This window comes from Streptomyces mutabilis (assembly GCF_014649815.1).
Classification (GTDB): Bacteria; Actinomycetota; Actinomycetes; order Streptomycetales; family Streptomycetaceae; genus Streptomyces; species Streptomyces mutabilis.
Genome location: NZ_BMTT01000002.1, coordinates 498,957 through 514,494, shown reverse-complemented (window position 1 = coordinate 514,494; position 15,538 = coordinate 498,957). Strand labels below are relative to the sequence as shown.

Annotated in this window: 14 protein-coding genes and 1 riboswitch; of the genes, 8 read left to right on the top strand and 6 right to left on the bottom strand. The window is 72.3% G+C overall.

Annotation, left to right across the window (positions count from 1 at the left end; genetic code table 11):
- Positions 1-7: 7 nt before the first annotated feature.
- Together IE142_RS06590 and IE142_RS06585 are read left to right on the top strand one after the other, a co-directional pair.
- Positions 8-478 carry a hypothetical protein gene (locus IE142_RS06590; protein ID WP_229830181.1) on the top strand — a complete coding sequence of 157 codons (471 nt, stop codon included), beginning with the start codon at positions 8-10 and terminating at the stop codon, positions 476-478.
- Positions 475-1,614: a glycosyl hydrolase gene (locus IE142_RS06585; RefSeq protein WP_191884792.1), complete on the top strand. Its 1,140-nt coding sequence runs from the start codon at positions 475-477 to the stop codon at positions 1,612-1,614. Before IE142_RS06590 ends, IE142_RS06585 begins: the two co-directional genes overlap by 4 nt.
- Before the next feature lie 10 nt (positions 1,615-1,624).
- On the opposite strand, the gene IE142_RS06580 is transcribed toward IE142_RS06585, so the two are convergent.
- From IE142_RS06580 to IE142_RS06570, 3 genes are all read right to left on the bottom strand, one after another.
- Complete coding sequence (locus IE142_RS06580; protein WP_191884791.1) at positions 1,625-2,380, bottom strand: polysaccharide deacetylase family protein; 756 nt, start codon at positions 2,378-2,380, stop codon at positions 1,625-1,627.
- A 188-nt stretch (positions 2,381-2,568) separates the two neighbouring features.
- Positions 2,569-3,957, bottom strand: a complete 1,389-nt coding sequence (locus IE142_RS06575; protein ID WP_191884790.1) for a glycosyltransferase family 2 protein — start codon at positions 3,955-3,957, stop codon at positions 2,569-2,571.
- Positions 3,958-3,996: 39 nt separating this feature from the next.
- Positions 3,997-5,067, bottom strand: a complete 1,071-nt coding sequence (locus tag IE142_RS06570; protein WP_370466306.1) for a GNAT family N-acetyltransferase — start codon at positions 5,065-5,067, stop codon at positions 3,997-3,999.
- Between the two features lie 259 nt (positions 5,068-5,326).
- Here IE142_RS06570 and IE142_RS06565 point away from each other — a divergent pair, with 259 nt between their 5' ends.
- On the top strand, positions 5,327-6,136 hold the full coding sequence (locus IE142_RS06565; RefSeq protein ID WP_191884789.1) for an HAD family hydrolase: 810 nt from the start codon (positions 5,327-5,329) through the stop codon (positions 6,134-6,136).
- Between the two features lie 16 nt (positions 6,137-6,152).
- Here the strand turns inward: IE142_RS06565 and IE142_RS06560 are convergent, their stop codons facing one another.
- Positions 6,153-6,644 (bottom strand): transglycosylase SLT domain-containing protein, encoded by a 492-nt coding sequence (locus IE142_RS06560; RefSeq protein ID WP_191884788.1) that lies wholly within the window; start codon positions 6,642-6,644, stop codon positions 6,153-6,155.
- Positions 6,645-6,648: 4 nt separating this feature from the next.
- Positions 6,649-6,816: riboswitch (cyclic di-AMP (ydaO/yuaA leader) on the bottom strand.
- A 698-nt stretch (positions 6,817-7,514) separates the two neighbouring features.
- On the opposite strand from IE142_RS06560, the gene IE142_RS06555 reads away from it, so the two are divergent.
- The 5 genes from IE142_RS06555 to IE142_RS06535 all read left to right on the top strand — a co-directional run bounded on the left by IE142_RS06555 (position 7,515) and on the right by IE142_RS06535 (position 13,865).
- The gene (locus IE142_RS06555) at positions 7,515-8,525 is read left to right on the top strand and encodes a polyprenyl synthetase family protein (protein WP_043381182.1); all 1,011 of its coding nucleotides are present in this window, start codon (positions 7,515-7,517) and stop codon (positions 8,523-8,525) included.
- 411 nt (positions 8,526-8,936) lie between these two features.
- The gene (locus tag IE142_RS06550) at positions 8,937-10,151 is read left to right on the top strand and encodes a LolA family protein (RefSeq protein ID WP_191884787.1); all 1,215 of its coding nucleotides are present in this window, start codon (positions 8,937-8,939) and stop codon (positions 10,149-10,151) included.
- A gap of 40 nt (positions 10,152-10,191) precedes the next feature.
- Positions 10,192-11,211 carry an ABC transporter ATP-binding protein gene (locus IE142_RS06545; protein WP_191884786.1) on the top strand — a complete coding sequence of 340 codons (1,020 nt, stop codon included), beginning with the start codon at positions 10,192-10,194 and terminating at the stop codon, positions 11,209-11,211.
- Positions 11,198-12,082, top strand: a complete 885-nt coding sequence (locus IE142_RS06540; protein ID WP_191884785.1) for an ABC transporter permease — start codon at positions 11,198-11,200, stop codon at positions 12,080-12,082. Before IE142_RS06545 ends, IE142_RS06540 begins: the two co-directional genes overlap by 14 nt.
- 424 nt (positions 12,083-12,506) lie before the next feature.
- A complete protein-coding gene (locus IE142_RS06535) occupies positions 12,507-13,865 on the top strand; it encodes a tetratricopeptide repeat protein (protein ID WP_191884784.1) in 1,359 nt (452 codons plus the stop codon).
- A gap of 30 nt (positions 13,866-13,895) precedes the next feature.
- On the opposite strand, the gene IE142_RS06530 is transcribed toward IE142_RS06535, so the two are convergent.
- Together IE142_RS06530 and IE142_RS06525 are read right to left on the bottom strand one after the other, a co-directional pair.
- The gene (locus IE142_RS06530) at positions 13,896-14,870 is read right to left on the bottom strand and encodes a M28 family metallopeptidase (RefSeq protein ID WP_191884783.1); all 975 of its coding nucleotides are present in this window, start codon (positions 14,868-14,870) and stop codon (positions 13,896-13,898) included.
- Positions 14,871-15,047: 177 nt separating this feature from the next.
- Complete coding sequence (locus IE142_RS06525) at positions 15,048-15,518, bottom strand: VOC family protein (RefSeq protein ID WP_191884782.1); 471 nt, start codon at positions 15,516-15,518, stop codon at positions 15,048-15,050.
- Between the last annotated feature and the right edge of the window lie 20 nt (positions 15,519-15,538).

The following is a 15,538-nucleotide window of genomic DNA, read 5'->3' as shown; positions in this document are numbered from 1 at the left end:
GAGGGCCATGACGCAGCGGAACGGCATGACACCGCAGGACCTCGTGATCCGCATGCTGCCCCCGTTCGGCGGCTGGCTGGCGCTCGCCGCACTCGCCCTGCCCGGCGGCTCGCCGTTGCGCGGCGCGGCGGTCGCCGCCTTCCTGGCCGTCGGTCCGGGCGCGGCCCTGGTCGGGATCTGCGGCCCGGCGCTGCGGGCCCGCCGCGCGGAGGGCCCCGTCGAATGCCGGGACGCCCGCTTCGAACGCCACTCCGACCTGCTGGAACGGCTGATGCTGGCCGTCCTGCTCAGCGTCGGCGCCGCGATGCTCGTCGCCACGGTGCTGATAGCCGCGCAAACCCTCAGCGGGGACCGTGTCCTGCTGACGCTCACCCTGCTGACCACGCTGGCCGCGTTCTGCCCGCGCCTGCGTGCCTCCCCGACGCCCAGGACGGCGCCGGGAGCGGCGCCGAGGACACGGAAGGGTTCCACTCTGTGAGGTTCGCCCGTCCCGCGCGCCGTACGCCCGGGGACTCGACGACGACCGGACAGCACCGCCGGCCCAAGGCCCCCGGGAACAGCGGGGGTCGGGGCCGGCGCCGACTGCTGATCACCTCCGTCGCGGCCACCTGCGCGGCCCTGGTCGCGGTGCTCGCCCTGCGCGACGCCTCCGGCCCGGCCGACCCGGCCGACGATCCGAAGTGCCGCCCCACCGAACTCCTCGAACCGCCCTGCGGAGCGTGGTTCGGCGCCTTCGTGCCGCACGACAAGAGCGACCTGGCCGAGAAGGTCCACGCCTACGAGGAGAACGTCGGCCGCAGGCTCGACATCGTGTACACGTACCACGACATGTCCGCGGTCACGGACACCCGCCTGGAGGGCCAGCTCCTCACCGAGCAGGAGCAGCGCGTCGGTGAGGACCGCATGCTGCTGCTGTCCTGGGAGAGCAAGTGGTGGGGCGGAACGAAGGAGCAGCAGCCGACCTGGGCACAGATCGCCGCCGGTGACCTGGACGACTCCGTGATCGACGTCCAGGCACGACGCATCAAGGACTACGGGGAGCGCACGGGGAAGAAGGTGTTCCTCTCCTTCGACCTGGAGATGGACACCCGCACCCCCGACAACGGCACCCCGGCCGACTACGTCCGGGCCTACCGGCACATCCACGACCGCTTCCGTGAGCTGGGGGTCGACAACGTCGTGTGGACCTGGATCATCACGGGCTACCTGGACCACGCCGACCTGTTCGAGAAGATGTACCCGGGGGACGAGTACGTCGACTGGATCGGCTACAACCAGTACAACTACTACCTCTGCCACAAGACGGACTGGCTGAGTTTCGCCCGGACCCAGTACGCCACCCACGACTGGATCCGCGCCAACATCTCCGACGACAAGCCCCTGATGCTGTCGGAGTTCGGCAGCGCGTCCGACCCGAAGCGTCCGGGCCGGCAGGCGGACTGGTACGCGCAGGTGCCGGCGGTGCTCAAGGACCTGGAGGGCGTCAAGGCGGCCCTCCAGTGGAACTACCGCGACCCGGGACCGCACTGCAATCTCGCCGTCGCGGGCGACCGTGCGTGGGCCAGTCTGCGCAAGGTGGCCGCCGACCCCCACCTCAACCAGCCGCTCGGCTGACCCGGCCCGCTCACCCCGCGAACTCGGGCCCCCGGACCACGGCCCGGCCCCGCCGGTACCAGCGCCACGCCACCGTCCTGGGGCCGTCGCGGTAGGGGGCGATCCGGGCGCCCTCGCCCGCCAGCCACGCGGCCACGTCGGCGACCGTGTGGCTCTGCCGCACGATGAGCCGCGCTATGCGGTACCGCTCGTCGCGGTCCGAACTGAGCGCGTGCCGCACCGCGGTGGCGGTCTCGTACCCGGCGCGGGCCGACAGCGTCCGCACCTTCGCGCTGTTGTAGCCGTGCGGGTAGGCGAGGTGGCGCACCGGATGCCCGAGGGCGTCCTCCAGTACCGCCTTGGACCTGCGCAGTTCGTGCGCCAGGTCCTGGGCGGACAGGGTGTCGAGCTGGGCGTGGGTGACGGTGTGGCTGCCGATCTCCATGCCGGAACGTTCCAGCTCCGCCACCGCGTCCAGCGTCATCATGGGTGCGGGTGGCAGCAGGCTGCGGCCGCCCGGGGCGATGGCGCCGGTGGTGAGGTAGGCGGTGGCGGGCAGCGCCCGCGCGGCCAGCGCCTCGGCGGTGGGCCCGGGCAGGTCGGCGAAGCCGTCGTCGAAGGTGAGCAGCACCGGCCGGGGCGGCAGCGGTGCCCGCCCGGCGAGGTGGTCGGAGAGCACGCTGATGGTGACGGGCGTCCGGCCGCTGTCGACGATCGCGTCGAGGTGCGCGGCGAACTCCTTCGGGCGGACGGTGAACTCGGCGATCCACGAGGGCGGGTCGTCCATGACCGCGTGGTAGAGGAAGACGGGTATGGGCCCGACCCCCACCGCCCCGTGTGCCACTGGTCCGGCGCCCACCGCCCCGTGTGCCACTGGTCCGGCGCCCACCGCCCCGTGTGCCACTGACTCGTCCCCCGCCGGTCGGCGTGCCGATGCCGATGGGCCCCCGGCCGCACTCGGCCCCCCGGACCCGCTCACCGCGCCTCCAGCCCGACCGTGCGCAGCGCCCGGCGGGCGCGCAGATAGCCGACGGGGCCGTACAGCATGCCCCGGCGCTGCAGCCGGGACAGCCGCCGCGGCCAGGGATGCGTACGGGAGTCGTGCCCACCCGGAGCCGCCGCCCCCGCGCCCGTCTCCGCCGCGGCTTCCGTGTCACCGGCAGCGGTGGCGCGCACGGCGGTCAGCCCCCGTGCGTGCGCCAGCCCGCCCGGTACCCGCGCGAGGAAGGCGGGCAGCAGCGCGGGCCGGTTCACCAGGATCGCCGTGAGGTACGCGGTGAGGCCGGCGCCGTAGCCGTACGCCTGCGTCTCCAGATCGCGCCACGTCTCCCGGTGGTGGTGCCAGACCAGCGCGCTCGGCGTGTAGCGCAGCCGCCGCCCCTCGGCCAGGACGCGGACGAACCCGTAGAGGTCGTCGCCGCCCCGCGCACGCGTGCCCGCGCCGGTCGCCGGGTCGAAACCGCCGACCGAGCGCAGCACCGCCGTACGGAAGGCCATGTTGGCGCCGGAGCCGAACCGGCCCGCGGTGAACGGGAACAGCGGCTCGTCGGCGGGCGGTTGCGCCGGGTCGTACGTCCGCGGGGTGAACCCCTTCGCGAAGCCCCCGTGGCTCTCCAACAGCACCTGGGCGGGGGTGCGCAGCCGCGCGGGCAGGATCAGCCCCGTGGCACAGCCCAGACCCGGGTCGGCGGCGAAGGGCGCGGTCAGCTCGGTGAGCCAGCGCGGGTCGGCGACCACGTCGTCGTCGGTGAAGGCGACCACCTGGCCGCGTACGGCCGCGAGCCCCCGGTTGTGCGCGATCGCCAGTCCGGGCACCGGTTCGCACACGTACCGCACCCGCTCGCCGTACTTCCGCTCGACCAGTTCCCGGGTCTCCTCGGTCACGGGGGCGTTGTCGACGACGACGATCTCGAAGTCCGGGTGGTCCTGGGCGAGCAGCGAGTCCAGGGCCCGGGCGAGCTGGTCGGCGCGTTCCCGCGTGGCGACCACGACACTGGCGGACGGCGGCACGGGCGACGGCTCCGACGGCGCCTGCGGGGGCAGCTCCCGGGCGAGCCCTGCCAGCACCTCCACGGGATCCGCGCCGTCGGGCACCTGCCCGAGTACGGTGCCGATGGGCCGTCCTGCCCGTCTGACCAGCAGGAACACCGCACCGGACGTCACCGGCGCGCTGCCCGGCCCCGGTCTCAGCTCAACGCCTCTCCAGCTCTCCGCGCTCTCCGCACGCTCCGCGCCCCCCGGCCCCCCAGTCTTCTCTCCCGTCCCGGCACCGAGATCCAGCTCGGCGACCTGCACCGGCCCGATGCTCAGGAACCGCTCCATCTCCCGCCGTGTCTCCTGCCGCGCACGCCGCCCAACGGCCATGCGCCACCCCCTCGTGGTTGCCCTCCGTGTCGCTCTCCGTCATGACCGCCGCAGCCGGGCCGCGCCCCTCAACGTGCGTACCGCCAGCGACGCCAGCCGCGGCCTCTCGCGCACGAAGCCGTGCGCGCGGCGGACCGGTTCGCGCCCGAGCCACTGCAGCGCGGCGCCCGCTCCCGGACGCGCCGCCGTGCCCTCGTACACGGGCAGTTCGCCGGTTTTCAGCGAGTCCTTGTACTCCGCCGGGCCCCGCCCCATGTCGAGCATGCCGATGCCCTCGGCGGCGGCGGCCTCGGCCATCCGCAGGTGCAGGACCAACCCCGGCGAGTACTTCGCGAACTCCGGGTCGTACGCCGGGAACCAGCACGCCAGAACCGTCGCCGAGCGCAGCCCGAAGTGGGCGGCGAGGGGCCGGCCGCCGGCGTAGAGCACCGACAGCGTGCCCGTGCACTCCGGCGCCCGGGTCCCGGCCAGCCGTGCGACGAGCCGGGTGATCCACTCCTGGGCGAACCGGTCCCGGCGCCCCGTCCTGCGGTACTGCGCCGACTTCCACCCCATCAGCGTGCGCAGCGCGGCCGGATCACGCTCGTCGAAGACGAGGCGCACGTTCCCGATCTGGCGGCCGAGCCGGCGCTCCTTGGCCAGGGTGGTCTTCAGGAATTTCGGTGACTGCGCGCGCAGCACGTTCTCGTACGCCTCGTACCCCCGTGCCACGTCGATGACGTAGGTGGCGTGCTTCTCCGCCGCGTGCGGCACGAACAGCTCCTGCTCCGCCTCCAGGTTGTCGAAGGCGAAACTGGACAGGGAACAGGCCCGCAGCAGTTGGCGGGTGTCCGGGGCGAGGTCCTGGCGCAGCACCGCGCCCTGGCAGTCGGACACCCCGAGTCCGATAGCGCGGCCCTGCCCCAGGGGCCCGCGCTCGTGCGGCAGGAACCCCGCCGCCTCGCCGCCGTCGTACACCACCGCCACCCGTGCCCGCGGCCGTACCCGGCCCACGACGTCGGTGAACTCCGGTTCCATGAACGGGTTGCGTGGCGCCGTCGACTTGGCACGCAGCTCCCGCCAGCGTTCCCGTTCCCCCTCGCCCAGCTCCTCCGGCCTGAGCACACGCACCCGTCCGCTGTTCAACCCGACCCCCCGATCAAGTCCCCCCTGAACACAAGGAAGGTACCTCCGGGGCCGTCCGGCCGGTAGGTAGCGGACCATCTTGTTGCCAACCGGTGCACAGGCCTTCAACCGGCTTTAGCCGGTGATGTGCCAGGTTTCGGACACGTTCGGGCGTCGTCGTGCGTACTCGGACGCACTCGCCGCCTCCTCGTTCGGAAGTGGTCGCGGGTGAGTCGGGCAGGTGCGGCGTCCGTATTCTCTGATCATGGACCGCACCGCATATTCACTCGTAGCCACCGACCTCGACGGCACGCTGCTCCGCGGCGACGACACCGTCTCCGACCGGTCGCTGGCCGCGCTGGCCCGGGCGGCCGGCGCCGGTGCGCGGCACCTGGTGGTGACGGGACGGCCGGCACCCCGGGTGCGGTCCCTCCTGGAACGCCTCGGCTGCACGGGGCTCGCGGTGTGCGGTCAGGGCGCGCAGGTCTACGATGCGGGCGCGCACCGGATGCTGTGGTCGGTCACCCTGGACCGGGAGCTGGCCGAGACCGCGCTCGGCAAGATCGAGGCGGAGGTCGGGCAGCTGTACGCCGCGGTCGACCAGGACGGCGTCGACGGCCTCACGCTCATCGAGCCCGGGTACCTGATGCCCCACCCGACGCTGCCCGCGGTGCGCGTCGACCGGCGCGACGAGCTGTGGGGCAAGCCGATCAGCAAGGTGCTGCTGCGCCACCCGGACCTGTCCGACGACGAGTTGGCGGCGACGGCGCGCGCGGTGGTCGGCTCCCTCGCCACGGTCACCATGTCCGGTCCGGGGACGGTGGAGCTCCAGCCGTGCGGCATCACCAAGGCGACCGGGCTGGCGCTGGCCGCCGAGCGCCTGGGAGTGAGCCGACGGCGGACCATCGCCTTCGGGGACATGCCCAACGACATCCCCATGTTCGACTGGGCGGCCCACGGCGTAGCGATGGCCGGCGCCCACCCCGAACTCAAGGCGGTCGCCGACGAGATCACCACGACGAACGAGGACGACGGCGTGGCCGTCGTCCTCGAACGGATCTTCAGTACCTCGTAGTACGGCTCGCCGCGGCTCAGTACGCGCCGAAGACGTTGTCCATCGAGCCGTACCGGTCGGCGGCGTAGTTGCAGGCCGCGGTGATGTTGGCGACCGGGTCGTACGGGTCCCAGGAGGTGCCGGGTACGTGGTACGCCTGGAAGGTCGGGTCGATCACCTGGAGCAGGCCCTTGGACGGGGTGCCGTTGACGGCGTTGATGTCCCAGTTGTTGATGGCGAGCGGGTTGCCGGAGGACTCCCGCATGATGTTGCGGTGGATGCCCTCGTACGACCCGGGGATGCCGTGCTGCGCCATGATGTCGAGCGACTCGCGGATCCAGCCGTCGAGGTTGTCGGGGTACGTCTTCGCCGTCGTGGTGGCGGTCGTGGCGGCCGCCGGGGTGGCCGCGGAGGCGCTGGTGGCGCCGATGAGCGGCAGGGCGAGCACCGCGGCGCCGGTGCCGGCGACGGCCAGCTTGCGGGCGAGGCGGCTGGTACGGGCGTGTCGGTTCAGACCGTTGGCAGACATGCTGAGTCCCTCTCCTTACGCCTGCGAGGTGAGCTGTCGGGTTCGGGCGGGGAGGTGCCCGGCCGGGCCCTGACGGGCACGGCTTCACCCCTAGCCGTTCCGGTGGTGACCGGTACGGCGACTTACCTGGGTCCCCCGCTCCTGCCTGCGAGTGTGTTGGCGGATGGCTGTGCGTCCGGGCGGTGGCAGGATTCGGCGTCCGCCCGACAGGCCGGGAACGTATGCGAGAGCACATGTCCGGAACAAGTGCAGGAATCACCCAACGCGCCTGTTGACCTTGGTCTGGGGTATTTGCGGTGCTTGATCCTTTGCGGCTGCCAAGCTTCAACTGGCTTGCGGGGCAAGGGAGGGCGCAGTCGGAGGCGGGGTTGCCTGCAGGTGGCGCGAAGTGAGCCAACTCACTGGACTCAACAAGAGTGCCAAAACGGGCATTAGGGTCAAGTGTGGGTCAATCGTCCGCAGGCGGTGAGGGCTTCGGGGTTTGGCTTCGGGATTGGCCGGCGGTCGGCCGGGTTGCCGCCGGGCGGCTCGAGGTCTCGGCCGTCGCCCCGTCCGGTGTTCGCCTGCTCGCCACGCGGGCAGGCGCTCGTGCGGGAGGGGCGGCCGAGTGGGTGACTCGCTCGGAGTGCGGGGCGTCGGGAGGGGTGATGTGATCTCCGGTGGCGACTTCTGGTCGCGGCGATGTCGGTCAATATCCGCTCATATCGACTGATCAAAAACATACCGCGCATGATCCGATACCGACCGGCCTGTAACGGTGGGCGCTAGCGGTGATCGAAACGTGACCGGATACGCTGACTTGAGTGGTGGCAGCGACCTATCGACAAACCAGGTAATCGCCAGTAGACACCAGCAGACAGGAGACCCCTCGTGACCGTCGTCGGGCCGTTCGGGCTGAGCGTGCGGGACCAGGCTCTGGAAGCCGATGTCCAGGCCGGATTGGTTGCGGTCGAGGAAGGGTTGCTTGAGGCAACCAAGAGCGAGGTGCCCTTCATCACGGAGGCCGCCCAGCACCTGGTGCGGGCGGGCGGAAAACGGTTCCGGCCACTGCTGGTGATGCTCTCGGCCCAGTTCGGCGACCCCTACGCCCCCGGCATCGTGCCCTCGGCCGTCGTCGTCGAGCTGACCCACCTCGCGACCCTGTACCACGACGACGTGATGGACGAGGCGGCCGTGCGCCGCGGAGTGCCCAGCGCGAACACCCGCTGGGGCAACTCGGTCGCCGTCCTCACCGGCGACTTCCTCTTCGCCCGCGCCTCCCAGATCCTCGCCGACCTCGGGCCCGAGGCGGTCCGCGTGCAGGCCCTGGCGTTCGAGCGGCTCGTCACCGGTCAGATCCTGGAGACGGCCGGCCCCCAGGACGGACGGGACCCGGTCGACCACTACCTGGACGTGCTGGGCGGCAAGACGGGGTCGCTGGTGGCGGTCTCCTGCCGGTTCGGCGCGATGATGTCCGGTGCCGACGAGACGGTCGTCGACGTACTCACCCAGTACGGGGAGCGGCTCGGTGTCGCCTTCCAGCTCGCGGACGACGTCCTGGACATCGCCTCCGACTCCCACGAGTCCGGCAAGACGCCCGGGACCGACCTGCGCGAGGGCATCCCGACCCTCCCGGTGCTGCGGCTGCGCGAGCGCGCGGAGCGGCTGGGGCTCGCCGAGGACGTCGCGCTGTCCGAGTTGCTCGACTCCGATCTGAGTGACGACGCCCGGCACGCCGAGGCGCTGCGCCTGCTGCGCGCCCACCCCGCACTGGAGCAGGCGCGCAAGGACACCGTCCGGTACGCCAGGGAGGCCCGGGCGGCGCTGGCCCCGCTGCGGGAGTGCGAGGCGAAGTCCGCGCTGGTGGAGCTGTGCGACGCCGTGGTGCACCGGGCGGGCTGAACGCCCGGTCTGAGTGACGTGCCTCATGGTGTGTGGTGGCCATCGCCACGGCCCGGTGTGTCCTGCGCCGCGATCATGGCCTCGGGTCTCGGGTCTCGGGTCTCGGGCCTCGGGCCTCGGGCCTCGTGTCTCGGTGCACTCGACGCCCTCGGCCCTGCCGGGCGGCGCGCCGGTGCGGGGGTCGCACCCCACCCCCTACGGGCCGGGGGAGTCGCCGCCCGTCCGTGTCATCCCGCAGGAGTACGCGGAGTTGAGCCCGCGGTCTGACGCTTCTTCCCGGCCGATTTGGTCAGATGGACACCACGGCAAACACCAATCCTCACCGATTCGGGTGAGAATGGCGGCTTACGGGTGAGACGACGAGTGCGAGGTCGCGAGACAGCCGCCGCCGACGACGGAGGTAGGGCACAGATGGCACCGATCGATTCCGACGACAACAGGACCGCCGGGGAGGGCGAGGATCTGCGCTCCGGACGGCGCAGGGCCGCGCGCTACGTCGTCCCGGTCGCGGTGATGGGAGTGGCGGCCGCGACGATCGGGCTCGTCCCCGCGATCGCCGACTCCGGGGACCCCGACCTTCCGAAGGTCACGGCGGAACAACTCATAGAGAAGATCGCCAAGTCGGACGTCGAGCAGCTGTCCGGCACGGTGAAGATCACCACGGACCTGGGTCTGCCGGACCTCGGTGGCCTGGAGAGTGGCCTGATGTCCGGCATGTCCGGTGCGCCGGGCGCGGCTGGTGGCGGGGACGGCTCCGCCGCGGACCCGTCGGCCAAGCTCACCGAGCTGGTGTCCGGCACGCACACGCTGCGGGTCGCGGCGGACGGCCCCGACCGGCAGAAGCTGTCGCTGCTGGAGAACGCCGCCGAGTACAGCCTGATCCACGACGGCAAGGACGTCTGGGGCTACGACAGCAAGTCCAACGAGGTCTACCACTCGACCGCCTCCGAGTCCGCCGGGCAGCCGGAGAAGGAGGCGCCGGCCACGCCGAAGGACTTCGCCGACCAGGCCCTCAAGGCGGTCGACGACACCACCTCCGTGACCGTCGACGGCACCGCGCAGGTGGCCGGCCGGGACGCGTACCGACTGGTGATCAAGCCCAAGCAGGAGGGCTCCACGGTCGGCGCCGTCAGCATCGCGGTGGACGCGAAGACAGGCATGCCGCTGAAGTTCACGCTCACCCCGAAGAGCGGCGGCGCCGCCGTCGTGGACGCGGGCTTCACCCAGGTCAGCTTCGCGAAGCCGGACGCGTCGACCTTCGACTTCACGCCGCCCAAGGGCGCGAAGGTCACCGAGGGCGACGAGATGACCGGGGCCCCGGAGCACGAGCGCGAGGCGGCCCGCGGCGACGTGGCCGAGGAACTGGACGGCCTGGAGGTCATCGGCGAGGGCTGGGATTCGATCGCCACCTTCGACACCGGTGGCCAGGGCCTGCCCACGGCCTCCGCGGGCGGTGACCTCGGCGGCTTCCTCGGCTCCTTCGGCGACCAGGTCAAGGGCGACTTCGGCTCCGGCACGGTCTTCAAGACCCGCCTGGTCAACGCCCTGATCACGGACGACGGCAGGGTCTACGCCGGTGCCGTCACCAAGGACGCGCTGGTGAAGGCGGCCGACGCGGCGCGGTAGACGCCGGCACGGAGCGGGGAGCGACGAGGAGAGGGAGCCGATGGCCGAACCGGCCGCCACGAAGCGGGAGCGCCCGGAGCGCACGGAGCCCCCCGGGCGCTCGGAGCACCGGGAGCGGGGGAGCGTGGAGGACGCGGTCATCGCCACCCGCGGGCTCACCAAGCGCTACCGCGGCGGACAGCTCGCCGTGGACGGTCTCGACCTGACCGTCCCGGCGGGCAGCGTCTTCGGCTTCCTCGGCCCCAACGGCTCCGGCAAGACCACCACCATTCGCATGCTGATGGGCCTGATCGAGCCGACCTCGGGCACCGCCCGCGTACTGGGCAGACCGATGCCGCGCGAAGCCCGCGCCGTACTGCCCGGGGTCGGCGCCCTCATCGAGGGCCCGGCCCTGTACGGCTTCCTCTCCGGCCGCGACAACCTGTTGCGCTACGACGCCGCCGACCCGGGCGCCGACCCGCGCACCCGGCGCGAACGCGTCGCGGAGGCGCTGGATCGCGTGGGCCTCTCGGCCGCCGCCGGCAAGAAGGCGAAGGCGTACTCGCTCGGCATGAAGCAGCGCCTCGGGCTCGCCGCTGCGCTGCTCCAGCCCCGTCACCTGCTCGTCCTGGACGAGCCCACCAACGGACTCGACCCGCAGGGCATGCGCGAGATCCGCACGCTGGTGCGCGAACTGGCCTCCGACGGCACCACCGTCTTCCTCTCCTCCCACCTGTTGGACGAGATCGAGCAGGTGTGCACGCACGCCGCCGTGATGGCGCAGGGGCGGCTGATCACCCAGGGCCCGGTCGCCGACCTGTCGGCCGGGGCGCGCGGCCGGCTGGTGGTGACCACGCCGGACGTGGCGGACGCGGCCCGGGTGCTGAAGGAGCAGGGGGCCGGTGACGTGGTCGTCGCCGAGGACCGGGTGACCGCGGAGCCCCCCGACCGAGACCTCGCCGACGTGAACACCGCGCTGGTCACGGCCGGCGTCCGGGTCCGCGGCTTCGCGGTGGAAAGGGCATCCCTGGAGGACGCGTTCGTGGCGCTGACCGGGGAGGGCTTCGATGTCGCGGGCTGAGACGCGGCGGCCGGTGCGCACCCCGAGCCCGCTGTGGACCTTCGGACTGCTCCGCAGCGAACTGTCGATCACCTTCCGGCGCTGGCGCACCCTCGCCCTGCTGGGTGTGCTGGCCGCCGTGCCGGTCCTGGTGGGCGTCGCCGTGAAGATCGAGACGAGCGACGGCTCCTCATTCGGCGGGGGAGGAGGCGGCGGCGAGGGGCCGGCCTTCATCTCGCAGATCAGCAACAACGGCCTGTTCCTGGTCTTCACCGCGCTCGCCGCGACCCTCCCGTTCTTCCTGCCGATGGCCGTGGGCGTCGTCGCGGGCGACGCGATCGCCGGCGAAGCGAGCGCGGGCACCCTCCGCTACCTCCTGGTCGCCCCGGCGGGCCGCACCCGCCTGCTGCTCACCAAGTACGCCACCGTGATCGCCTTCTGTCTCGCCGCGACCCTGGTGGTCGCCGTCTCGGCGCTCGTGGTCGGGGCGCTGCTGTTCCCGGTCGGCGATCTGATCACCATCTCCGGCACCCGGATCGGTTACGCCGAGGGCCTGGGACGCGCGTTCCTCATCGCCCTCGTCGTCGCCGCCTCACTCGTCGGCGTCGCGGCCCTCGGCCTGTTCGTCTCCACGCTGACCGGCAGCGGCATCGCGGCGATGGCGACCACCGTCGGGCTGCTGATCACCGTCCAGATCCTCGACCAGATCCCGCAGCTCGACGCGCTCCAGCCGTACTTCTTCTCGCACTACTGGCTGTCCTTCGCCGACCTGATGCGCGAACCGGTCTACTGGGACGACCTGACCAGGAACCTCGGCCTCCAAGCCCTCTACGCGGCGGTCTTCGGCTCCGCGGCGTGGGCGCGGTTCTCGGCGAAGGACATCACGGCGTGACGGCCGACGGCGCGACGCCGGGCGAGTTCGTGTGGATCAGTGACCAAGTCTCCATCGACTCCGGGCGGTGACCGGGTCCCGGAGGAACGCTTCCTCGTGGAGCGCGGTCGTGCCCTGTACGCCAAGGGCCCGGAGCGGGCGCATCAGCGCCGACGGTGTCCGGCAGGCCGGGCCGGACGTCCGCAGCAACGTGACTTCCACGCCGGCCCGGCCGGGAGCGGCCCGCCGGTGAGCGAGCCGTTCAGGGCGCCCCGGCGCGTGACACCGGGGCCTCTTGCAGCTGGAACGAGCCTGTGACACCCCGGTGACGCGAGAATCGCGGGCGAGCGGCGAAACTCGACGGTAGGTGTACGACAGGCATGACAGGCTCTGGACGGTACGGGCACGAAGCCGCCGACGGAAGCCGCCGATGAGTGGGGGAACGATGTCTCGACTCGGCCGCGACAGGCAACGGGAACACGACGGCGCCGAGCGTCCGCCCGGCCCTGCGGCGACGCCGATCGACGTCCGTGTGCCGGAGGCCGCCTCGGCCGATTCCGGCGCGCGCAGTGCTTCGGTCGACGGCTCACCGGTCTTCGCGGCGCCCGGCGAGGAGATCCACAACGCCGTCCTCGACCGCCTCCATCGCCTCGCCGTCGCCGCCGGTCACCCCGTTCTCGCCACGATCCGCGACGAGCGCATCGGATGTTCCGTTCCGCTCCGGGTCGACCCGGACGGCTCCAGCCACCTCGCGGGGGAGCCGCTGACGACGGCCTCCGAGCACAACGCCGTACGGCAGGACCGGCCCACCCACGTCCTGCGCTCGGTGGAACCGGTGCGGGAGGCCGCCTCCACGTTCCGCCTGGCGGCGGTGCCCGAGCCGCAACCGACGCCGGTCGGCGATTCCTCGCCGACCTTCACGCTGCGGGCCCTGCCCGGGGCTACGGGGACTGAGGAGAGGGCCGCGGCGCCCGGCACGGTGGTTCCTCCGACGGGGGAGTTCGGGCCGCCGCCCCGGATGGACGGTGGCGCCGCGACCGACGCTCCGGCGGACGAGGGAGCGCAGCCCACGACTGGGGCCGGCACCGGGGCCGACGCGTCGGCCGGACCCGAGGTGGCAGGCGCCGGCGCTCCGATGGCCGCCCGTGAGCCGATGGCGCCCGTTCCGGTGGCGGCCCGTGAGCCGGTGGCGCCCGTTCCGGTGGCCGCCCCCGTTCCACTCGTCGGCATCGATGCCGGTCCCGGACCCAAGCCCACCCCCACCCCCGCCCGCGGCTTCGACGCCGTGGCCGAGGCGGTGCTCGGCGACGAGCCGCTGACCGCCCCCGGTGACGCCACCGCCCCCGCGCTCCTCGCGGAGCCGACGGCCCGTATCAACGAGGCCGTCAAGGAAGGGCGTACGGAAGCCGCGGCCGCGCTGGCGGAGCAGGCCGTGGCGGACGCCTCCGAAACGCTGGGGCCGGAACACCCCGAGGTGCTCCGGCTCCGCGAACTCACCGCCTACATCGCCTACTTGTCCGGCGACCCCGACCGTGCGTTCCGCCTCTCCCTGGACCTGGCCCGGATCCACCGCCGCGCGGGCGACGCGGAGGCCGCGTACGGCAACGTCCAGAGCGCGGCCACCGCATGGCGCGCCGTACGTGACCCGGCGCGCGGCCTGGAACTCGGTCACGACCTGGTGGGCCTGTGGAGCGAGCTCGCCGCCGAGGACGGCCCGGCCGCCGAGGACGCCGAGGAACTGGCGTCGGCCCGCACCCGTATGGGCCGCCTCACCGAACGAGCCGCCCGCGTCCAGGCCGGCTGACCGGGTCCTGACCGGACGTCGACGTCGGCCCTACTGCGACAGCTCCCACATCGCGTACGCGATGGCGTCGCTGTTGCGGTCCAGGGCCGTGTCGTCGATGTTGGCCGTCGTGTCGCACGACGAGTGGTAGCACCGGTCGAACGGCTGGCCCGCGGCGCCGCCCCACTTGGCCGCCTGCGCGGCCGTCTTCCGGTAGTCGGCGCCGCTGAAGAGGCCGCCGACGGGAACGCCCGCGTTCTTGAAGGGGGCGTGGTCGGAGCGTCCGTCGCCCTGGGTCTCGATCTCCGTCGCGATGCCGAGGCCGGCGAAGTAGTCCTTGAAGGTCTTCTCGATGGTGGGATCGTCGTCGTAGACGAAGTAGCCGGGGTTGGGCGAGCCGATCATGTCGAAGTTCAGGTAGCCGCTGATCTTCGCGCGGCCGGCCGAGCCGAGGTTGCCGACGTAGTGGCGGGAGCCGACCAGCCCCAGCTCCTCGGCGCCCCACCAGGCGAAACGCAGGTGCTTGGCGGGTCGGTGGCCCGAGCGGGCGACGGCGAGCGCGGTCTCCAGGACGGCCGCCGAACCGGAGCCGTTGTCGTTGATGCCGGGACCCGAGGAGACGCTGTCCAGGTGTGACCCGGCCATGACAACCTGATTCGCGTCGCCGCCGGGCCAGTCGGCTATCAGGTTGTAGCCGGTGCGGCCGGACGCGGTGAACCGCTGGACGGAGGTGGTGAACCCGGCCGCGTCCAGCTTCGCCTTCATGTAGTCGAGCGACGCCTGGTAGCCGGGCCGGCCGTGGGCGCGGTTGCCGCCGTTCGCCGTGGCGATCGACTGCAGTTGCGCCAGGTGGGCCTTGACGTTGCCTATCGGTATGTCGGGCGCGGCGGCCGTCGAGGCGGGGGCGGTGGACTCGACGGGGTGCCCGGCGGCGGGTTCCGCACCGGCCACCGATCCGCCGGCCATCAGTGTGGCCACGGCGACGGCGCCGGCCGTCAGCGCACGCCCGGAAAGAGGGAGCTTCATGTGGGGGGCTCCGGATTCCTGGGGAGTCCCTGGGGAGCGGACTCCGCTGTGAATGGGGTGCCTGGATGGTGTGGCCGGGACTGACTTGCCGTCAAGACCGTTATCCGGCCACGCTGTTGCGCATACCGGAAGGCAGTGGTCGTGCGGCCGCGCGACCAGGCACCCTCCCCCGTCTCCCTAGTGCACGCAGAATTCGTTCCCCTCGGGATCCGCCATCACCACCCACTCCCCGCCGGGCTCCTTCACCTGCCGCAGCACGCTCGCCCCCAGTGCCTCCAGCCGGGCCACCTCCTCCTCGCGCCGCCCCCCGGCCGAGTGCACGTCGAGGTGGACCCGGTTCTTGCCGGTCTTGGCCTCCGGCACCCGCTGGAACAGCAGGCGCCGCCCCAGTCCCGTGCCGCTCTCCTCCTGGTACGGGTCTTCGGGGTGCCGTACGGCGGCCAGGTCCCGCCAGGCGCGTCGGCCGTGGGACTCGACGGTCAGCTCGGCCGGTACGGCGCCGAAGCCCAGCAGCTTCTCGATGAGCGCGCTGTTGTCCTCCACCTCGTAGTGCAGGGCGGCGGCCCAGAAGTCCGCCTGCGCGTGGGGTGCGGCAGCGTCGATGACGATCTTGAAGTGCAGGGGGGCGGGTCCCGAAGTCGATGTCATGTAACCAGTTATAGTGGTTA